Origin of the sequence: Arcicella sp. BE140 (assembly GCF_031456255.1) — a bacterium.
In the GTDB taxonomy this organism is placed as follows: Bacteria; Bacteroidota; Bacteroidia; order Cytophagales; family Spirosomataceae; genus Arcicella; species Arcicella aquatica.
Window position 1 is genome coordinate 753856 of sequence record NZ_JAVDUE010000001.1, and the last position, 22607, is coordinate 776462.

Annotated in this window: 14 protein-coding genes; 9 read left to right on the forward strand and 5 right to left on the reverse strand. The window is 34.5% G+C overall.

Annotation, left to right across the window (positions count from 1 at the left end; genetic code table 11):
• Nucleotides 1-15: 15 nt before the first annotated feature.
• Complete coding sequence (locus J2Y60_RS03105; RefSeq protein WP_309911981.1) at nt 16-972, reverse strand: sulfite exporter TauE/SafE family protein; 957 nt, start codon at nt 970-972, stop codon at nt 16-18.
• Between the two features lie 275 nt (nt 973-1247).
• Here J2Y60_RS03105 and J2Y60_RS03110 point away from each other — a divergent pair, with 275 nt between their 5' ends.
• The gene (locus tag J2Y60_RS03110; protein WP_309911980.1) at nt 1248-2111 is read left to right on the forward strand and encodes a chromate resistance protein ChrB domain-containing protein; all 864 of its coding nucleotides are present in this window, start codon (nt 1248-1250) and stop codon (nt 2109-2111) included.
• Nucleotides 2112-2175: 64 nt separating this feature from the next.
• Nucleotides 2176-2691, forward strand: coding sequence for a hypothetical protein (locus tag J2Y60_RS03115; RefSeq protein WP_309911979.1), 516 nt, complete (start codon nt 2176-2178; stop codon nt 2689-2691).
• A gap of 72 nt (nt 2692-2763) precedes the next feature.
• On the opposite strand, the gene J2Y60_RS03120 is transcribed toward J2Y60_RS03115, so the two are convergent.
• The gene (locus J2Y60_RS03120) at nt 2764-3357 is read right to left on the reverse strand and encodes a DUF4202 domain-containing protein (RefSeq protein WP_309911978.1); all 594 of its coding nucleotides are present in this window, start codon (nt 3355-3357) and stop codon (nt 2764-2766) included.
• A gap of 353 nt (nt 3358-3710) precedes the next feature.
• Between J2Y60_RS03120 and J2Y60_RS03125 the strand changes: the two genes are divergently transcribed.
• The 7 genes from J2Y60_RS03125 (at nt 3711) to J2Y60_RS03155 (ending at nt 18715) form a co-directional block, all read left to right on the forward strand.
• Nucleotides 3711-6329 (forward strand): PAS domain S-box protein, encoded by a 2619-nt coding sequence (locus tag J2Y60_RS03125; RefSeq protein WP_309911977.1) that lies wholly within the window; start codon nt 3711-3713, stop codon nt 6327-6329.
• Nucleotides 6305-6670 (forward strand): response regulator, encoded by a 366-nt coding sequence (locus J2Y60_RS03130; RefSeq protein WP_309911976.1) that lies wholly within the window; start codon nt 6305-6307, stop codon nt 6668-6670. The genes J2Y60_RS03125 and J2Y60_RS03130 overlap by 25 nt, the downstream gene beginning before the upstream one ends.
• A 573-nt stretch (nt 6671-7243) precedes the next feature.
• A complete protein-coding gene (locus tag J2Y60_RS03135) occupies nt 7244-7606 on the forward strand; it encodes a hypothetical protein (RefSeq protein WP_309911975.1) in 363 nt (120 codons plus the stop codon).
• 540 nt (nt 7607-8146) lie between these two features.
• On the forward strand, nt 8147-11584 hold the full coding sequence (locus J2Y60_RS03140) for a PAS domain S-box protein (protein ID WP_309911974.1): 3438 nt from the start codon (nt 8147-8149) through the stop codon (nt 11582-11584).
• A 169-nt stretch (nt 11585-11753) separates the two neighbouring features.
• On the forward strand, nt 11754-13082 hold the full coding sequence (locus tag J2Y60_RS03145; RefSeq protein WP_309911973.1) for a glycoside hydrolase family 2 TIM barrel-domain containing protein: 1329 nt from the start codon (nt 11754-11756) through the stop codon (nt 13080-13082).
• A complete protein-coding gene (locus J2Y60_RS03150) occupies nt 13079-16879 on the forward strand; it encodes a glycosyltransferase family 2 protein (RefSeq protein ID WP_309911972.1) in 3801 nt (1266 codons plus the stop codon). The genes J2Y60_RS03145 and J2Y60_RS03150 overlap by 4 nt, the downstream gene beginning before the upstream one ends.
• A 135-nt stretch (nt 16880-17014) precedes the next feature.
• Entirely contained in the window at nt 17015-18715 is a 1701-nt protein-coding gene (locus J2Y60_RS03155; RefSeq protein WP_309911971.1) for a hypothetical protein, read from the forward strand.
• Between the two features lie 172 nt (nt 18716-18887).
• On the opposite strand, the gene J2Y60_RS03160 is transcribed toward J2Y60_RS03155, so the two are convergent.
• The 3 genes from J2Y60_RS03160 to J2Y60_RS03170 all read right to left on the reverse strand — a co-directional run bounded on the left by J2Y60_RS03160 (nt 18888) and on the right by J2Y60_RS03170 (nt 22600).
• Nucleotides 18888-20102, reverse strand: a complete 1215-nt coding sequence (locus tag J2Y60_RS03160; RefSeq protein WP_309911970.1) for an MFS transporter — start codon at nt 20100-20102, stop codon at nt 18888-18890.
• A gap of 77 nt (nt 20103-20179) precedes the next feature.
• Entirely contained in the window at nt 20180-20866 is a 687-nt protein-coding gene (locus tag J2Y60_RS03165; protein WP_309994538.1) for a FadR/GntR family transcriptional regulator, read from the reverse strand.
• 123 nt (nt 20867-20989) lie between these two features.
• Nucleotides 20990-22600, reverse strand: a complete 1611-nt coding sequence (locus tag J2Y60_RS03170; protein WP_309911968.1) for a family 16 glycosylhydrolase — start codon at nt 22598-22600, stop codon at nt 20990-20992.
• Nucleotides 22601-22607: the final 7 nt, after the last annotated feature.

Consider the following 22607-nt stretch of genomic DNA (forward strand, 5'->3'; position numbering starts at 1 on the left):
TAAGTTTGAAGGAAATTATCCAATAAGTTTCTTCAAACTTGCTAAGATTACTACGATACCTACCATAATCATCAACGCTTTTACTGGCAATTTACTTGATAAGCGTGCCGCAATAGGTGCTGCTACGATACCCCCAAGAATTAAGCCCAGAATTACCTGCCATTGTGAAAAGCCAATCACAAAAATGAACGTTAACGAAGACGAAAGCGAGATAAAGAACTCAGCCAAGTTTACTGAACCAATCGTATATTTTGGATGACGTCCCGAAGCAATCAATGTCGAAGAAACGATAGGTCCCCAACCGCCACCACCAATAGAGTCCATCATTCCACCAAACCATGCTAAAGGCCCAATCATTTTAATGTTTTTCTTTTGTTGTCTTTTTACTAAGGCTTTTTGAATAATAACAACACCCAGAATTAAAGTATAAGTAGAGACGGCTGGTTTTACATATTGCATATAGCTTTCGGCTAAGGTAGAAAGCGCATAAGCACCTAATACAGCCCCGATAACCCCTGGAATCAATACAGCTTTAAATAGTTTGGAATTAACATTGCCAAATTTTAAGTGCATATAGCCCGATACCCCACTCGTGAAAATCTCAGATGCATGCACACTCATTGAAATTACTGCTGGTGACACGCCAACGTTGGCTAAAAAAGTAGAAGCCGTAACACCATAAGCCATTCCTAAAGCTCCGTCAATCATTTGAGCGATAAAGCCCCCTAAAATATAATATAGTATATCAGAATTTATTTCATGAAGACCTGTAGTAATTGTTTGAATAGTTATATAAGTAAAAACAAAATACCCTACAATCATCAAAGCTAATGCATTAACGAAGTGGATGGCTACTTCATAAGGTGTTCTTTCACGTTTCCAAATCTTAATAATGGCTTCTTCAAAAGGGTTTTTGGATGACTTCTTTTTCTCAACAACTTGTTCAAGATTAGTCGGTGATTCTATTTCCATAAAAAATTAAATTCTTAGTTTCCTACAAAGTTAATAGAGTTAAATAAATCTACAAGACAAGTAGAGTTATTATTTTGAATTTAATATTAAGAGAATAAATTCTTATTTTGCTGTCACTTTTCAAAAATGATTCATTTATTTAGTGATCCATACAGATTGAGCAACGTTTTTATTTATCGTAAATGACTGATAAATAGGGATTTGAAATGCTACCGTGACAGATGACTGTTCACCAATTACTCTTTACTACCGCGACGGCGGACCGTTTACTACTTATGAAATGGATAACCCGAGAAAAACCAAAGATTGATAGAATAGCTTGTCCGTGGTTGATAAAAAAATACATTGACACAGAGGCAGAATTTATTTTTGTTCCTTTTGATACCGTACTTCAGCAAGCTGAAGTAATAGGAGCTATCCCCTTTGATGTTCCGAATGTAGAACTATCCCATAAATTGGGCTTATGTACTTTTGACTGTTTGATTGAAAAATACAATATCAATGACGAAGCTGTTCATACAATGGCGGTAATAGTACGTGGTGCCGACACTGACCGACATGATATTGCACCACAATCAGCAGGATTATGGGCAATAGCCTCGGGTATGGCACATAATATTCAAGATGACCACGAATTGTTGAAACAAGGGATGGTGATTTATGACGGCTTATACAGTTGGGCAAAATACCTGCAATCAGTAAAGCATTTTCAGAATCCTTTTGAAAACCTTTTAGTCGATGTCTTCCAAAAAGTATTTCACCCCACTACTAAAAGTAATCGTAAGACGCCTGTATGGGCAAAAGAATTAAAGGATATTATTCAAGACCAAATAGATACCAATCTGACTTTAAGCCTGAAAGAAATTTCAAAAGAGTTGGACGTAAATCCTGCTTATCTTTCCAGAGAATTCTCTAAATACTTTGAAAACCTATCTTTTGGAGAATACATCCGAAAACTACGAATTGAAAAGGCGATAGAACTATTGAGTAGTACTAATCACTCTTTAACAGAGATAGCGTATTTAACAGGTTTTTCAGACCAGAGCCATTTTACTAGAATCTTCAAAAAATATACAGGCGAAAACCCATCAGTTTTCAAAAAAAATATCACAAAAAGTAAGTTTGATACAAAAAGTTAATTATGTGCTATTTTGAGGAGGATTATTCTTGAAATTTTGTCGGGAACAATTCTTAATTCTTACAATGAAAAACAAAATTACTTACCTTATCTTATTACTTTCTTTGTCTTTTAGCTTTTTTGCACAGCAACCTTCTCCTGAAAACACCTATCCCAAAATTGTAGGCTATATGGGTATTTTGCACCCTATTACTACTTGGTCGGCTGATGGCACTAGTACATCAAATTTTGGGTCAAGCTATACGATTGGCTTCCCGACGGGCATCAATATCCTGAAAAGTGATAAAATAGGATTCAGTTTTGAGTTTGTCCCAACGATTCGTTCAGAAAATGGAGTGAGTAAGGTGAACAATTTCTTGTTCCATCCAGGGGTAATGTTCCGATTTAAGCATGGACTTACTTTAGTAACAAGAGCAGCCTTTGAAACGGGCGGAAGATATGGCTTTACACCCGTGCTAAACAAAGTGGTTAAAAAGAACAAACATTCCAACTACTTTATAGCCGTCCCTTTGCCTGTTCGTTTTGGCAATGATAAACCTACTTCTTATACGCTAGGTTTTCAGTTTGGAGTAGGCTTTTAAAGTATAAAATAAAAAAGACTATTTCAGAAAGTAAAATGAATATTGACCTTTTGAAATAGTCTTGAATAATTATCATTCTGCCAGTAATTTCAAAGCTTCCTGAATATAAGCCAGACCTTGAGGAGAATAAGTTAGCTTCAACGCGAATTGATGTCCGTGAGCATCCATTTTTAGTAAAGATTTTTTCAAAATATTAATCACCTTTTCTGGTGCATATTTGGGATGAAAGTCTTCATATTGAAATTGTAAAAAAACTAAGCAAAGTGCATTTTCCATCGTTTGTACTTCTGGGTCAGTTTTTATTCTTTGTTTAAGAATAATTCTCTCCACTTTCGCAATTTCCTCTTCCTCATAGCCCACCTCAGTTAAAATTTCTTTCGCTTTTTTAGCATGAAAAAATGATAAATCCTTTCGCCATGTTAAATAACCTACTCTTCCATCAGGATAGGTTTCTCTGGCAATTTCCCAACGACCAATATGTTGGCTTCGTGAAGCCAGTAACAATGCTTCTGTAGCATTAGGGTCTAATTTCAACACCCATTGATATAATTGTAGGGCTAAAAAATACTCCTGTGGATATTCCACTCCTTCCCACACAAATATATTATCATCAGCTTTATTATATTCATCAAATTTTTGAAAAGCAGTTGCTAGTTTTTCCATCATCGTATAAATTGATTAGTATATTGTCGCTCTTTTTTCTGTAATGTTAAGGGGAAATCTTACAAATAAAAAATTTATTTGTAACAAGGACTTTAGATGGAATCTTTAAATAGTTATATTTTTCATTTGTTGCTTTAAATAGAATTTTATCTTGAAATGAACTTTTAAACAAAACTCGTATTAATTATTTTCAATAAAAATTTAAGAATGTGCTATTAATTTTGAATTTAAGTGATGAAAAATCTGCTTAAATACGATAAACCGTATATTTTTCATTTTTTTTGATTAGTTTGCATTGAGATTGATTTGGACTTACCATACTATTTTAGTCTTTTAAAAACTGCTTTCAATTCGATATGAATAATTTCACTCCGCCAAATGAATTTATTACAATTCAAATTGAAGCACTACAGGAAAACGATTTCGATTTTGTTCTTGATGTAGCTTCAAATATATTTGATTCATCCGTCATTTGTCTCTCTTTCGTAGGGACAAAAAGGCAGTGGTGTAAGTCAGCTGAAAGTGTTCAATTTAGCTTAGATTTACATCTTAGTAGTTTTTTGCTTAAACATGATAGGGAGTATTCAAAAGAAATTTTTACGATTAATAATCCCCAAGAGGCATGGTTATTAGCACAAGGGATTAAATCTATCTCAGGTATGACCTTGTATCTGCCATCAGGGATGATGTTAGGGCATATTGTATTACTCGATCACTCTTTGATTGAACTTACAGAAAAGGAGCAAAAAATCTTCAAAACATTTGCTAAAAAAACGATTAAATTAATTGAACAAAATCAACTTAATTTAAATGAATTACTTTTCGAAAAAAACCAATTAAAGGTATTATTAAGCGCCACAAACGAATATATATGGTGTGTAGATAGAAATCTGAACCTGATTTCCGCAAATAAAACCTACATTGATGCCATCAAAAAACATACTGGAAAGACCTTGAAAGTTGGAGAAAGTTTTTTGTTGAAAAACTTCTATACAGAAGAGCTAATCCAGCTATTTAAGACTCAAAGTCAGAGAGCATTTTTAGGAAATACTTTTTCAGTAGATGTTTATATGCCCGCTACTGAATGGTATAATGAGCAATGGATGGATATTACTTTTCATCCGATTTATGAAAATGGGAAGGTTGAAAAGTTAGTGCTAAATGCCCGAAATATTACCAAAAGAAAGAAGGATAAAGAGAAAATTAAAAAAAGTAAAGAACAATATAAATTATTATTTCTCTCGAATCCACAGCCCATGTGGATATATGATGTTGAAACCTTTGCTTTTTTAGAAATTAACGAGGCTGCCATTCAACATTATGGATATACTAGAGAAGAGTTTCTGAAAATGACTTTGTTGGACATTCGTCCTAAAGAAGATGCTTATAAATTTCTAGACTATACCAACGTTGATAACGAATTTGAGGCTAATCAATACGAGTGGAGGCATATAAAAAAGAATGGAGAAACAATTAGTGTACTAATTACGACTCATAATATAAAATATAATGGCAAAAAAGCCAAGCACACCCTCATTAATGATATAACTGAACAAAAACGCTACTTAAAATTACTTGAAACAGAACGAGCTAATACAGCAGCCTTAATCAATAGTACTGATGATTTGGTTTGGAGCATAGATGAAAACCAAAACCTGTTGGCTGCTAATGATGCTTACTTGAATTTCATTGAAAAAATCAGAGCTTGGAAACTTGAATCTGGGGATTCAATGAACGAAAATCAGCAATTTTTAACGGAGCTAAATCAGCAGAGCCAACTTCAATACGAAAGAGTATTGTCAGGTGAAACTTTTACGATAGAGACTTATTCCCCAGCACTTGATTCAATATGGGGGTCGTGGAGCGAGACTACCTACAACCCTATCAAAGATGGCAATAAAATAAGGGGAGCAGCCATGTTTTCTAGAAATATTACCAATCGTAAAAAGATTGAACTAGCTTTAGAGACCAACCAAAGGATTCTTTTAGAAACTAGTGAAGTAGCTCGCGTAGGAGGATGGGAGGTAGATTTGATAAATAATACAGTTTCTTGGTCTAAAATCACAAAAGAGATTCATGAACTTCCGTTAGATTATGATTTGAAAGTGGATGAATTATTGAATTTCTACAGAGAAGGCGAAATTAGAACTAGGATTAAAAAACTAATTGATACTGTAATAGCAGAAGCCAAAGACTTTGATTTTGAAACCCAAATTATTACTGCCAAAGGGCATGAGAAATGGATAAGAGTAAAGGGAGGAGTGGCTACTTTAGAAGGCAAATCTGTAAGGTTGTATGGCATGATTCAAGATTTAGAAGACTTGAAGAAGTTTGAGATCTTGCTCAAAGAAACAAGTGAAATTGGTAGAGTAGGTGGTTGGCAATATGACCTATTAACCCAAAAAGTAACTTGGGGGTCAATCACAAAAGAAATTCATGAAGTGCCGATAGATTATGAACCTACTTTTGAAAGTAGTATGTTGTCCTATAGAGAAGGGGCAAGCAGAGATGCCATTATAGAAGCTGTAAATAAGGCTATTAATTTTGGCACCCCTTATGACCATGAGGTACAAATTGTAACAGCTAAAGGAAAAGTAAGGTGGGTTAGGGCAAAAGGACGAGTAGAATTGGCTCAAGGAAAACCTATTCGTATATACGGGATGATTCAAGATATTAATGATCAAAAGAAGCACCTTGGAGAAATAGAAACTCAGAACAAACAACTCAGAGAAATTGCATGGATGCAATCGCACATTGTTAGGGCGCCAGTGGCTAGAATTATGGGTATTATCAATTTATTGAATGATTTTGATAATATTGAAATAAGTAGGGAGGAACTTCTACAAAATATTCTTGATTCAGCTTATGAGCTCGATGGGATTATAAGAAAAATCAATAACACAATTAAAACAGACCACAATAATATTTTAATATTGTTGATGATGACAAGATGGTGCAAACCCTGCACTCAATAATTGCCAAAAAAAGTGGGCTTACTGATGCACCTATCAACTTTGCTGATGGAAAGCAAGCATTTGATTTTATTACTAATAACAATGGAGATGATGCTTATTTAATACTACTTGATATAAATATGCCTGTGATGAATGGTTGGGAGCTATTGGAAGCTTTGCAAAAAGAGGCATTGAAAAATCAAATCTATGTCGTAATGGTAAGTTCTTCGATTGACCAGCACGACCTCGATAAGGCTAGTACTTATGAACAAGTAATTTCTTATGTTTCAAAACCTCTTACCAAAGATATTCTGGAAGGCTTAAAGTCTCAACACCAAGTAAAACGTTTTTTTGAAAACTAACTATAAGTGTTTTATTTGTAAGAATCCCGAAAAATAAATTAAGTATTAATGCTTAATTTATTTTTCGGGATTTTATGCTTTATACACGCTGAGATGCCTTAATTTAGGTATAAATATTCTGTTTATAAGTTGATTTTAATACTAGAATCTTTTTAAAATTATAAATTATCGTATTTGATAGTCTAATTTTAAACCTACTGAGTACGTGTAATCATCAAAATATTTTTTTTTCATGATTACACGTATATTGGTGTCAATATTATAGGGCTATCAATAAAAACTAGTTATTTGCCTCAAAATAACGTTTAATTTTATATTTATTCTTTAATAAAAACAAAATATTGTAAATTTTGCTTCTAAAATCAACTCATCTTGCTTAAAATGGCTCATTTGTTTGTCAAAATTTTTGTGTGCATCTTACGTTTAGAATAAAAAGACGAGAGAGTCTTGGGTATAAATAATACAATTTTCTAAGGTATTCAGTCATTGAAATGTATATTGGTTATTTATACTCAATTGTTCAAGGAGAATAAATTCTGAAACAAAACATACAAACTTAAATCACATAACATCATGAAAACAAAAGTTTTTTGGGCGACCTTGTTAACATTAGCAAGTTATGGTTCGTTCGCTCAGGAGATTCCGGCAGGTGATCCTGGGTATAGCACACACAATTACAAACATCCAAATAAAGCGGCTGCGGCAGCTAAAAAAAATAAAAAAACGTTTCCTATCAGCGACAATGTGGTTCTAAACAGAAATTATAAACAACTAGGATCAAACACTGCTGAAAAAGGATTGAGCATTATCAGAAATCAGCCAAAAGAAGAGTATTTGACATGGCAAAATGCTAAAATGCCTTTTACCAAGGCGGTAGTAAAAGACCAGCAAATGGCTAGTGATACGGCTAAAAAGAATGATTCAGTAATTGATTAAATTTAATTGCTTTAAATAGGCTATCTCTTGTATTTTTATAAAATATCGGAAATAGCCTATTTTTATAATCATTAACATAGGATAAAAATTAAACTTAATTAATGTGCGTTTGTATTATTTTAATTTTTACGACCGTAAACTAAAAAATGAATTATAGTTTGAATTTTATAGCATAAATTCAATTAATAAATAGTTCTACACCACCTTATAATGCTTCTATCTCTTAGCTTTTACAGCTTAGTTGTCTGCTCTTCAAACTTGTATTACTTATTGTTATTGGATTGAAAGTGATACAAAAAACTTCTTCGTTTTTAAAAATTAAAAAAAAACATAGCTCACTCAGAGTTGATTTATTGCACTAATAAATTATCAGTAAAATATTGCCGTTTTTTTTATTGTTATTATCACAAATTAAACAATATTTCATGTAAGTTATGTAGGTATTAAAGATGGTATAATCTTTGATTATAACCACTTAGTTGTCAGTAATAACTTTACTGGCAATAAAAGACGTTTGTATATTATAATAATAAAGTATTCATGAATACATTGGAGAGTGAACCAAGAACCCGCCAAAATGTTGAAAATATAAATAATAATTTGCTGGTAGCTATGTTTCAACTAGTGCTATCATCCGAAGGAAACATATCCTTCCCTTATGTTAATAAGGTAATTGAAAAAATATTTTTCAATGTTGATAAACATATTTTTCAGAATAATCCTTCAACATACTTTCAATCTATCATCAATGATGATTATGAGGGCTTTTTCACCTCTTTACAAACCTCACAGAAAGAACTTAATGACTGGTTTTATGAATTTAGAATATGCCATGATGATATTCATTTTAAATGGATACAAGTATTTGCTAGCCCAGAAATTAATGACAATGGTTTAATAATTTGGCATGGTTATTTTAAAGATATTACCCTTCTTAAAGCTAATGAGGAGCTTTTGAAGCTAAAAGAAAATAGGTTTTTTTCAATTATCGAAAACTGTCATGAAGGCTATGCCTTGCTAGATAGTGATGCAACGTTTCTTGAAATTAGTCCGATGGGTAAAAAGATTTTAGGTTTTTCAAGCGATGTGAGTACTGACTTTATCAAAAATAATATCAGAATAAATACTGAAGATAGACAATTATTGGCAACAGCTTTTATCGATTCTATTGCAAATCCAACGGAATCTAAGAAAGTAGAGTGTCGTATTATATCAACTGATGATACTGAAAACTGGCTTGAAGTCACTATTCATAACCTACAAAGTAATCATGCAATACAAGCTGTTTTATTGAATTTTAGAGATATTAATGAGCAAGTAATTGCCAGAAAGCAAAAAGAATTTGATGCTAAAAATTTAAAATCCTTAATTGATAATACCTCTGAAATTGTATGGAGCGTAGATACTTCATTTTGTTTAATATCATACAACGCGGCCTTTGAAAAACTAATATTTGATTATTCTGGTGAAAGTATTTATCCCGGAAAAAACGTTTTAGATACGCTTCAGGCTATGCCAGCCCATCTAGCACTTTATACTGCTTATTATGAGAGGGCGTTGAAAGGAGAAACTTTTACAGAACAATATAATATCGCATATCTAACGAACTTATGGCGAGAAGTTTCATTTTACCCTATAAAAATTAATGATGAAATTATTGGAACTGCTTGTTATGGTAAGGATATCACAGAAAGAAAGCTTAATGAATTTGCGCTTCAAAAAACTTATGAACAATTATTAGCAGCCCAAAGTATTGCTAGATTAGGCTATTGGGAAATTGATTTAATTGATAAAAGTAGCCATTGGTCAGAAGAGATGTATAATATCTTCGAGATAGTGCCTGACCAACCACCGCTGACTCTTGATGAAGCACTCACTTATGTTCATGAAGAGGATAAGGACAAGCTTATAAAGCAACATGAATTAATGATGAGTGAGGATAAATACTTGAACTTTGATTTTCGTCTCAGTATGGCAGATTGTACAACTAAGTATATCGTTATGAATGCCAAACTGATTAGAGATGAGAACGGCAAAGCACGTCAAATTAGAATTACTTCACAGGATGTTACAGAAAAAAAGCAAGCCGAACGAGATATTATAGAAAAGGAAAAGCGTTTCAAAGCCTTGATTGAAAATAGCTTAGAGGGAATAGCCATTGTAGATACAGATAACCAGATTGTTGATATTAGCCCAGGTGGTAGAAAAATATTTGGCATTACTACGCTTGAAGAGTACAATAGAGAGTTAATTCATCCAGATGATGTGAAAGAACTTGGTGCTATTTTTCAAAAAGTATATAGTAATCCAAATTACAGTCCGACTTCAAGTTTTAGATACACAAAACCTAATGGAGAATTGTTGTGTATTGAAACCCAATTTAATAATCAATTGGCAGAACCCTCTATAAATGGGATTGTCATGAATTTTAGGGATATTACTGAAAGAAAGAAAGCAGAGCAATTGCTGAAAAGCGAACGATATTTACTGAGAACCATTGTTGATAATTTACCTTTGAACGTATATGTAAAAGATTTAGCATCAAGAAAAACTTTAATTAATAAAGCAGAGCTTGAATATTTAGGGTTTAAGGAAGAAAAAGAAGGGCTAGGCAAAAATGATTATGAAACCTTTACAGAAGAATATGCTAAAACATTCATAGCGGAAGACCAAACAGTATTCAAAACAGGAAAACCTATCATCAACAAAGAAACCTTGATTGATGACCCTAGTAAGAAAAGAGTATGGTATTTGTTATCAAAGATTCCGTTAGTTAACGAGGATGGTGAAATTGATAGATTGATAGGTATAAGCATTAACATCACCGAATTAAAATTAGTAGAAGAGCAATTGCGGGAAAGCGAATTGATGTTTAAAACCCTAGCCAAGAGTGTTCCAGGGGTTGTTTATCAGTTTTGTGTAGAAGCAGATGGGTCAACATATTTTCCTTACTTAAGCTCTAAAATGGCTGATATTTTTGGGATTGACTTTGATGTTAACGAATTAGATTTATCAAAACATATTTATTATGAAGATAAAAAAGCTTTTTTAAATTCTATTTATGCCGCTATTCAAACCAAATCTGATTGGCATTTTGAAGGAAGAATTCTGAATGCAAAGAATGAAATTAAATGGTTTGAAGGTATATCCAGCCCTACAGCGATTGGTCAAAAAATTGTTTTTAATGGCATTCTAATCGATATTACGGAAAGAAAAAATGCTGAGGAAGCAAAAAAACACCTTCGCCAATTAGAACTTTCGTTAGAGAAGGAAAAAGAAATCAATCTGCTAAAATCACGCTTTATTTCTTTTGCTTCACACGAATTTAGAACACCCCTTGCGACCATCGTTACCAGTATTGATATTTTGGGTATTTATACTAATATGCTTAATAATATTGATATTAAAGAGAAAATACAGCATCATCTTAATCGGGTAACACTCCAGTCTAATCGTTTGACCGAGATGCTGAAAGATGTTCTTTTATTAGAAAGAACAGCGAATGATAAACTCAATTTAGAATTAGAGAATATTGATATCGTAGCATTAGTAAATGAAATCAACTCACAATATTTTTTAGATAGGAGTGACCTACGGAAACTTGAATTGTCGCTACCGTTAGTGAGCAAAGCGATTTATTCGGATGCCTCGTTGTTAAATCATGTGATTCATAATTTGGTTGATAATGCCTTTAAATATTCAGAAGGAGGGGCAAACCCTAGTCTGACATTGAATTTTAACGAGCATAATTTTAGCATAATTGTCAAAGATTATGGCATCGGTATTCCTTTGGAAGACCAACAACATTTGTTTGAGATATTTTTCAGAGCCAATAATGTATTGGCAATAGAAGGTACAGGTTTGGGGCTGAATATTACCAAAGAATTTACCAATAAATTGGGCGGGACAATCAGTTTTGAAAGTGAAGAAGGAAAAGGGACAACATTTACATTAATCTTTCCGTATCAATATAGTTAAGAAAGAGTGGTGTTGAGATATTAAAGTATTTATTAAAAGCCTTTATTTGATGCCTTAATTTAGAAAGGTATTAAATAAAGGCTTTTTTGCACCATCATTATTCAATTGTAAGTAAAGTCATTAATTTTATGGCAACTTAAATGCTTTATTATCTTAAAAAATAAACTCAGTGAAAAATAGACTCAAAACTATTATAGCTAGTATTTTTACATCCTACCTTTCAATCATATTATTAGGTTGCGGAAAAGAAACCCCTGATAATTCGCACAAAACTGTACATATTAAATATGAAAAAAAGCAATATACTTTGTACAGAAACGGCAAACCTTTTTTTATTAAGGGGGCTGCCGGATTTACGAACCTAAAGAAACTAAAAGAAGCTGGGGGAAATACTATCAGAACTTGGGATACGACTCATCTGCAAGCAATATTAGACGAAGCTAAAATCTATGACATTGCTGTAGTTGTAGGTTTGCCAATGCCCATGAACAATGATGGAGATTGGTTTTATAAAAATGATGAATTAATTGCTACGCAATATAAACGTTATTCCAGTTTTATTAATAAATACAAAAATCACCCTTCATTATTATGCTGGTGTTTGGGTAACGAATTGGCGTTTCCGAACAAACCTCGATTCTTGTCATTTTATAGGGTATTCAATAATCTAGTAGATATGATTCATCAAAATGACCCTAATCATTTGGTGACTACTACCATAACTAATTTCCAACGTAAAAATATCTTCCATATCAAATTTAGGACTAATATTGATTTTATATCCTTTAACATCTTTGGCAAACTAAAAGACTTGAGGAAAGATTTAGAAGATTTTGAATGGCTGTGGGATGGCCCATTTTTGATAACCGAATGGGGAATTGATGGGCCATGGTACCCTCACGAGCATACCGCTTGGAGAGCCTTTATTGAAAACACAAGTACAAAAAAAGCAGAACAATACCTCTGGATATATCGTCATGATATGCCTGTTGAAAATCCGAGACTATTAGGCTCGTTAGTTTTTTATTGGGGACATAAACAAGAAAATACTCCTACTTGGTTTAGTCTTTTTGATGAAAATGGGGCATCATCTGAAGCCGTTGGCACTATGCAATATATATGGACGTCAACATACCCAACACACAAAGCCCCGCAAATACGCTATATGGTAGTAGATGGAAAAGGAGCAAGGGATAATTTAATCTATCAACCCAATGCCAAGGCTACTGCTAAATTATTGTTGATGGATAAGGCAGATACTACAGGACTAACTTACCAATGGCAGGTGTTGCCAGAAGACTGGTTTCAAGTAAACGATATTTATAGTACTAAAAAAGTAAAGCCTATCGAAAACGTATTCATTAAACAAAGCAAAACAACAGTGGTTTTCAGAACCCCTCCTAAAGAAGGTCCTTATCGTATTTATGTTTCAGTATATGATAAACATGGAAATTTTGCTACTTGTAACACTCCCTTTTATGTAGTAGATAATAAATGATGGAAACCCCCAAAATCATACCTCCACCCAACAAAAAACAACTACTTACCCTACGCATTATGATAAGCATAGGGCTTGGTAGTATGGTGTATTTTCTTTGGACCTTATTCGATAAATCTATTATTGCTAATATTACTTTGTATTGGTTTTTGATGATTACTTTAATCTTTACTTGTTTAAAGATTATCTATGAATGGTATCATTATCTTTTTATTTCTGTCCCTCCGACATACCCTACCGAGAAAACCTATACAGTAGATATTTTTACAACATTTTGTGAGGGCGAACCCTACGATATGATTGTAGAAACCCTTACGGCAGTTCAGGCTATTACATACCCCCATCAAACCTATTTATGTGATGAAGCCGACGACCCATACTTAAAAGAGGTATGTAAAAACCTTGGGGTAAACCATATTACAAGAACCGAAAAAATCAATGCCAAAGCAGGCAATATCAACAATGCCTTAAAGCAGTCAACGGGCGAACTTTGTGTTGTGCTAGACCCCGACCATGTTCCATTTCCTGAATTCCTTGATCCCATTGTTAATCATTTCAATGACCCAACAATTGGGTATGTCCAGATTGTTCAGGCCTATGCCAATCACCACCAAAGTTTAGTTGCCAAAGGGGCAGCCGAACAAACCTACCAGTTTTATGGTCCTATGATGATGACCATGAACAGCTATGGCACTGTTCAGGCAATTGGGGCTAATTGTACTTTTAGAAGAACAGCCCTAGAGTCTATCGGAGGACATGCCGCTGGTCTAGCCGAAGATATGCACACAGCCATGCAGCTACATGCCAAAGGTTGGAAATCGGTTTATGTGCCTGCCATATTAGCCAGAGGGCTTGTGCCAGCCACATTGTCGGCCTATTACAAACAACAATTAAAATGGTCGAGAGGAGTCTTTGAATTATTAGTTACCTCCTACATCAGCCTTTTTTCAAAATTCAATTGGCGTCAGAAACTACATTATGGTATTTTGCCTTTTCATTATTTATCAGGTATTATCTATTTTCTCAACTTTGTAATACCCATTATATCGCTGTTTGGTGATACATATCCACTTCAGCTTGATTTAGGAACATTTTTATTTGATGCCCTTCCTTTTGTAATTTCTATCGTCATCATCAGGCACTATGTACAGCAATGGGTAATGGAAGATAAAGAGCGGGGTTTTCATATTGTGGGCGGACTATTACTTATAGGTACTTGGTGGGTATTTATAGTTGGGATATTTTATACAATCATCAGGAAAAAAGTACCCTATATTCCTACCCCCAAAGAAGCTATCAACGAAAAGAACCTAATCATCAACCTTCCTAATATTGTTGTCTTAATCTTGTCGTTAACGGCAATAGCTTATGGCTTATATTATGATTGGAATCCGTTTACTTTTATGATGGTAGGCATTGCTTGCATCAATTGTATTTCTCTATCTTTCGTTCTGTTGGCTAGTGAACAGTTAAAAATAAGGAAGTACAGAAAGTCTCATCCAAGTATTGATTATCCACTTAATGCAGTAGCAGAGGTGAAATCTGTATTTTGGGTATTCAGGCGTAGGGTTTATAAGCGAATTAATAACTATGGATTATTAATCTTGATAATGGGTATTTTTAGTTGTTTTTATTTTAAGCAATTCAATCCTTTTGGGGAAACTCTTCAGCAACAAATGCCCCACAAGAAAGATATTTTTTTAACAGGAATTTTTAGTCCACAAACTTCAGAGGGGTTATCTTCAATGGCACTTGTGAAGGCTTTTCAAGCAGAAGCCAAATACCATGTTGATATAGTATCATTCTATATTTCATGGGGCAATGCCAAAAGGTGTTTTATACCTACTTCAACCTTAAAGTCTGTCTATCAAAACAACTCTATCCCAATGATTACTTGGGAACCATGGCAAATACTTTTTGAGGATTCACTTGCCTCTACAAAAGCAAAAACTTTTAATGACAAAAAGGTTTTCTTGAATATTACACATGGTAAATATGATGATTATATTAAGCGTTTTGCTTTAGACTTAAAGGCCCTGAATCGACCAGTGTTCTTGCGATTTGCACACGAAGTCGATAACCCATTTTATCCTTGGTCGAAAACAGGGAATAATACTCCCTTAGAATTTAAAGCCGCTTGGATGTATTTACGAAAAGCATTTATCAAAAACAATGTATATAATGTAGTTTGGGTATGGAATCCATGGAAACCCGCGGCGATAAATGAATATTTTCCGGGCAAAGAAAATGTAGATTGGATAGGCGTAACAGGGCTAAACTTTGCTGAGTATAGTGATGACAAAAAATCATATTCTTTAGAGCAACTATATCGCCCTTATCATCAAAATCGAGTTTTTAAAACAGGTATTCCAATTATGATTGCCGAAATGGGGTCCTTAAAAAAAGATAAGCATCAAGACAAATGGTTGAATGAAGGCATTAAAAATATTAAAAATAAGTTCCCAGAGGTAAAAGCCCTTGTGCTTTTTAATTCAGCCGTGGATGAGAATATCCCCGACGGCAGTATGGGTAAAATAGATTGGACAATCCGTAACCCATCCAATGTTTCGGCAGTTATCAAACAGTACCACAAACCTATAGACATAATTAATACAGATACTATATACTATTCCAAAGTCGAAAATATTGCTAAAATAGACAGTAGTAAAATGTTTTTGAATCTACAGGGGGTTAATTATACCAAAGCCCAAAATTGGTACAAAAATATTACGCCACTAACCAAAAAAACGATTATAGAAGACTTTGGTGATATAAAACAAAGTGGCATAAATACAATCAAATGTTATGGACCAAATGTTTATGATAGAATAACATTTGAAGTAGCAGCACAGTATGATTTAAAAATTACCTATGGATTTTGGATACCTGATAATATCAATTTTAGTAGTGATAAAAAACAGTTAGTATCGCTTACAAACTCGATATTAACCTTTGTAAAACAAAATCGAAATAATACAACCATAAAGGCTTGGCATATAGGCAATACTACCCTCCAAAAACTAGATAAGGCTTATTATAAACCAGCATTGTTTTATCAACAGCAAGCCTATTTTAAATGGATAAGGAGTTTGGTTACAAAAATCAAAGCCATTGATGGGAAAAGATTAATTTCGATGGATATTTTAATGGCAAAAAACCTTGAAGAAGTAATAGGAATGTTACATTATTATGTACCAGAAATAGATACTTATGGACTGATAATTCCAGACAAATCGCCTGATATAAAGCTAATTAATAACTTGAAAATTCCTTATTTTTACAGTAATATTCATATCAAAGCTTACCTACGTTTACCCAAAAATAATCATGTCGGAGGGTTCATCCAAAAATGGCAAGATCATCAAAATACTACCTCGGTAAACTTTAGTGGGTTAAGGGATGTAGAAGGTAAAAACAAACCAGAGCTTTATCAATTAGCTAAAAGATGGCATGGCAACATTAGACCAAACGATTTGCCCCCAATTAAAATTTTGCGTCCTGCCATGACCACCGTGCCTAACCATTCTTTGCCCTACTATGCTTTGTTTTTAAAAGATAGAAGATGGCAAATAGCAGAAAACAATAATACAGGGATGAAATTTAGGTGGTACTTAGTTAAAAATAATAGTTTAGGGGAAGCGATTTTCATTAAAAAGTTAGGCGAGGGTACATCCATCAATGTTATCATTCCAGAAGATGTTTCTTCCTATAGGTTGTACCTAACGGGCTTTAGCAAAAATAACATCACCACGACACAGTCTGTATTGAACCTTCCTTTGTATAGTGATGAGTTGTGAGTTGTCCTTTGTCATTGCCTAAAATAGGTTGCCTTGAGTTTTTAGAAAGTTAACATCGTAAACAATTAATAACTAGTAATTTGAAATGCTACCGAGACGGTGGACTAATCACTCATTCACTCAATAAATATAGCTGTGATTAAAAAGAGAACCCAATATTTATATAGTACTATACTCATTGTCCTATTGTTTTTTGTGGGGTTTATATTTGCCAAACCTTATTTAAAGTCCATATTGATTGATGAACTAAGCGATAGGCATTACGAACCCGTATTGGGGGTTTATGACAGGTTTCACCAAGCAAGTATTTTGAATATTGACAACATTCAACATTATACCATAACTTGGAAAAATTCTACTGTCTGGTTTGATGCCAATGCACTGGAACTTCAATTAAACAAAGGCAACCCCCTTTTGTTAACAATAGAAACATGGTCAAAAAATAGCATTACTACCCATGTTGCCGATAATGTAATAGACGAAACAAGCGGAGGCAAGTATGATGATAAAATTGAAAAGCTTGGTCATGTCTTATCAAAGTATCAGCAAATAATATTCATCCGCTGGAACCCCAATATGGAGTTGCCAGTGTATCAATACCCTTGGCAGTTTCAATCGCCAGAGGCCTATATTAATGCCTTTAATTACTTTGCCAAGCAGATTAAACGATACGCACCTAAGGTAAAAATTGTATGGGGACCATCGGGCTATCCAGGCGATACTGAGTATTGGGTAGGAGACCCCAACGTAGATTTTGTAAGCCTGACTTTGGATGATAGCTATCAAAACTATACTACCGATACCATAGTATTCGATGGGTATGATACGATGACACAAAAACTGCATCGTATGAGGTTTATTAATAAGCCTGTTTTGATACTGGGTTCTGATAAAATCGATAAGGCGAACTTTCGTCAAGAATGGATAAGCCAAGCTGCCACCAATATCGAAAAGTATAAAAACACAGTGTATTCAACCGATAATTTTGAGATTTCGGGTAATAAACCTCTGAGAGTGGGTAAACCCCTGCTAGGTATTTACGACCCTAAAGAACGCTTACTGACCGATACCAGCATTAAGGCAGAACATCTTTTTGTAGATTTGGGTGAACTACAGTCGGGTAAATTTGAAATTGAGTTCAAGCAAGTGCTAGCGAGGCACCATGATGTAATAGTGACGATGGAGCCTTGGCGGGATACCACAGGCATGGTTGATAACAAGGTACTGACCAACATAACCAATGGACGTTATGATAAAGAGATAGCAAAGCTTTATGCTATCATCACTAAGACCGAGCAAACGGTTTATTTGCGTTGGCTACACGAAATGGAAATACCTATTCACCGCTATTTATGGCAATCCCAAAAGCCAGTAGAATATATTAATGCTTACCGATACTTTATGTTGTTTAATAAAAAACCTGCTAAAAACATCCGCAAAGTTTGGGGGCCAGCAGGGGATAGGGGCTCGGTAGATTGGTGGCCGGGTAATGATGTGGTTGACTATATTAGTTTTGCCATTTATGGTTTACCCGATAAGAATATCACCGACCATAACAAACAAGAACGTTTTGAGGCTATTTTCAAACGCAAAAACTATAGAATGCGATTTTTGAATAAGCCTATCTTTATCACAGAATTTGGCGTAAAAGGCCCTGAAGATTTCCAAACCGAGTGGATGAATGAAGCAGCCCAAACCATTAATGCCAATAAGCAAGTATTTGGGATGAGTTACTTTAATTTGTACGATAACCCCAAAGCATGGGGAAAAATTAAAGCCCCAGACTGGAGTATTACCAACAATACCTTTGATAGTTTTTATAAGAAATTAAGGTAAGGGTTGAATAATTAGAGATGGCTTAACCTAAATAGTAAAATCATAAAAAAGTGGGACTGTCCGAAAAGTTTTCATAACCAAATATTATTCTATGAATGACATCAACCGTAGCTCTGAAGGAGAGAGGTTCAGGATGAGGTTTTTCTAAGAATAATATTTGGCATTGTTTTCTTTATTTTACACGTGGTTTTTGATTCGGTAATAAGCTAGTAATAATGCCCATTAACGGTAGAAATGCACAAATTTTAAAGATATAGGCAATACTCGTAGAGTCTGCCAAAGCCCCTAATACTGCTGAGCCAATTCCGCCCATGCCAAAAGAAAACCCAAAGAATAGTCCCGCTACTAAACCAATTTTATCAGGCATCAAGTCGGTAGCATATACTAAGATTGCAGTAAAAGCAGAGGCAATGATTAGTCCGATGATTACTGCAAAAGCAATCGTCCAGAACAACGATAAATAAGGTAAGAAAAGCGTAAACGGAGCGGCACCTAATATAGAGACCCAGATGATTTTCTTTCTACCATAACGGTCACCCAATCCGCCCCCTAATACAGTTCCGATGGCAACAGCACCAAGAAACATGAAAAGGTATAATTGAGACTCTTTTACAGAGATATGGAATTTATCTATTAAGAAGAAGGTGAAATAATTGGTCATTGATGCTAAATAGATATATTTAGAAAATACCAGTGCCAATAAAACAACGATAGAAAATATTACTTTTTTACGAGGCAATTCTGAGACTACTATTGATGAATTATCCTTGGTAATTGTTTTTCTGGTAGCAATTTTCTCTCCATACCATTTTCCGATACGTAACAATACAAGAATCCCGATAAAGGCTGCAATGGCAAAAAGACTAACATAGTTTTGCCCTAACGGGAGAATAATTAATGCTACTAATAATGGCCCTACCGCACTACCAGCATTACCACCAACTTGGAAAATAGATTGTGCCAATCCTTTCTGACCACCCGAAGCCAATTGTGCCACACGCGATGCCTCAGGGTGAAAAACAGATGAACCCATACCTATAAAACTAACCGATAGTAGAATCAGATAATAATGGTTGGCAAAAGCCAGACAAACCAAACCTATTAATGAAAGTGTCATGCCTATGGCTAATGACTTTGGATTAGGCTTTTTATCGGTGTAAATCCCCACAAAAGGTTGTAGGATAGAAGCCGTAAGCTGAAAAACCAATGTAATAACACCTATCTGGGCAAACGTAAGTTTGAATTCTCCTTTTAAAATAGGATATAACGAAGGAATGGTTGATTGAATAAGGTCATTTAAAAAATGAGTAAAGCTGATGGCAAACAATATCTGATAAACGATTTGTTTGGTGGCAGGGGAGGCTGTTTTTGTTAGTGTACTATTCATTGGTATTAAAGTTTAGTTCATCATATCATCAGATGAATTTGAGCAAAATTTAAGACAATTATTAATAAAGGGGAAAATTATAATCTTGATATTATACTGTTGGCAGCGGAGGCTGCTTTTTCTGGATTCTGGAGTTCAATCCACTGTAATAAGTCTTCGTGTAATGAATGTGATTCTTTGAAGCTATCGGTATTCAGATTGCTACTTACAAACGATTTCGTCACTTGAATACTCGCTGTTTTATAAATCTCAGTTAGAATTGGATTCCCACAAGCCTCAGCGATAGAAATATGAAAATTTACATCTGCATGAATGCAATTTTGAACATCATTTTCTGCTGCAAACTTTTTTCTAAGACTTAACCATTGCTTACTTGTTTTTAACTGAGTAGCTGTACGATTCAAGGCCGCCTTTTCTGCAATCTTTACTTCTAACAATGAGCGTACCTCAATTACATCAGCTATTTCTGCACGACCCATTTGGTCATTGAGCGACTCTTGAATTTTATCGGATGCCACAAATGTGCCAACGCCTTGCTGAACAGCTAATAGGCCTTGGATAGATAAAATTTTAATAGCTTCCCGAATGCTAGAACGCCCGACACCAAAGATTTTCATTAATTCGGACTCAATCGGGAGTTTATCTCCAATTTTATAATTACCCAAAAAAATTTGCTCAATTAGCCTGTCTGCTACTTCTTCTGCTAATGTTTTTTTATTGATTAAGCTCATATTACTATACATCATATCATCAGATGATTGCAAAGGTAATGGTTTTCAAAAGGATACCAAAAAATATTCAATGTTTTTAGATACTTGATTTGAAATACTATTTTGAATAATACCCCAAAGGACAGGCTTTTAGAACTATCCTTTGGGGTAAAACACTTATTTGTAAACCCTAATATAATCTACTTCCATACTTGAAGAAACAAAGTTGGGGTCAATGGCTCCACCAAAATTGCCACCCATAGCTACGTTTAAGATTAAAAAGAAGTCTTTGTTAAATGGCAAGCTACTATTGTTATTGAAAGTGTAATAAAGTTTATTATCAACATACATTTTTATGGTACTAGCTGACCAATCTACTGAATATATATGAAATTCGGTAGATGGATTGGTAATGGTGGTATTTCCACTATCACCATTAGCACCTGAATGATTAGGATGGTGCATGGTACCATAAATCTTGTTAGGCTCATTGCCTTTGTTTTCCATAATATCAATCTCACCACATGCTGGCCAACCAACTGTTTGGATATTGCTGCCCAACATCCATAGTGCTGGCCAAGTACCACCGCCACTCGGTAATTTAGCTCTAATATCTACTCTACCATAAGTAAATGAGAATTTATTCATGGATTGTATTCTGCTTGAGGTATAATTAAAACCACTATAACTTTCTTTTTGGGCAGTAATTTTTAAGATACCATCTTTAATAATGATATTTTCTGGTCGATTAGTATAAAACTCTTTTTCTGAATTTCCCCAGCCATTATCACCATTGCCTATATCATAGCCCCAAACGGCAGGGTTCGGTGCTCCGTCTTTATCAAATTCCTCAGCCCAGAATAATTTTTTCTCTACTACAGGTTCTTCGCTTTGTTTTGGTTTTAATTTCATAAACCAAGCATTTCCATCAGCACCGATACTTCTTAAGCTGATACTGTTAGTAGAAATAGCCAATATTTCATAGGTATTACCCCCAGTAGCAAAATTTACGATACCATTACCCGGAACTACAAACTGGATTCGAGTAGAATTAGCCGAAGTTGAAGTAGAGGTAGCACCCATAAAAAGAAGGTTTTTAGCACCTGTTGTATTGATGTCATAACAGCCATCTCCACCCGACAAACCATAATAGCTTGTAGCTGCTCCAATTAAAGAAGACTGTCCTTTGTTATCAACTGTCATTGCTACATTATTATTGGCATCTTTTGTGAATGTAATCTCATCATCGTACAAGCACGCAGGGCGTGTGTTAGGGTCGGCTGCATACCAAATCGGTGAGAAAGCATCAACTGGGCCAACGCCTACGTGTCCGGGTGCATCTTTGTCAGTTACCCAAACTTTAGAGGCATTGTTTGTTAAAGCAGAAAGAATATCAGTAGGGATGGCAAATGTTACAAATACCTTTATTTTTTTACTCAGCGTTGAAGTCGCACCACCTGTACCTACTGCACTGACAGTAATAGTGTAGTCTTTTGTACCTGGATTACTGTACTTATAAGTAATTTTTCCTGACGGAACAACTTGGATATTGCCATCTCCAAAATCTATTTTATAGGTCAAAGCCTTATCTGCAACGGTAGTGATAATAACATCACCGCTACCATTGCCGAAGGGATTATTCGCATCCACTCCTTGAATGGTTGTATTAAGTGCTAAGTTTGAAGGAGCAACGATGTCTCCAAAAGCGTATTCAATTTGTTTACATGCACTAAAACTTATGGCAGTAGCCATTAAGATGAGCATGAATGATTTTATATTGCTTATCATGATTTCT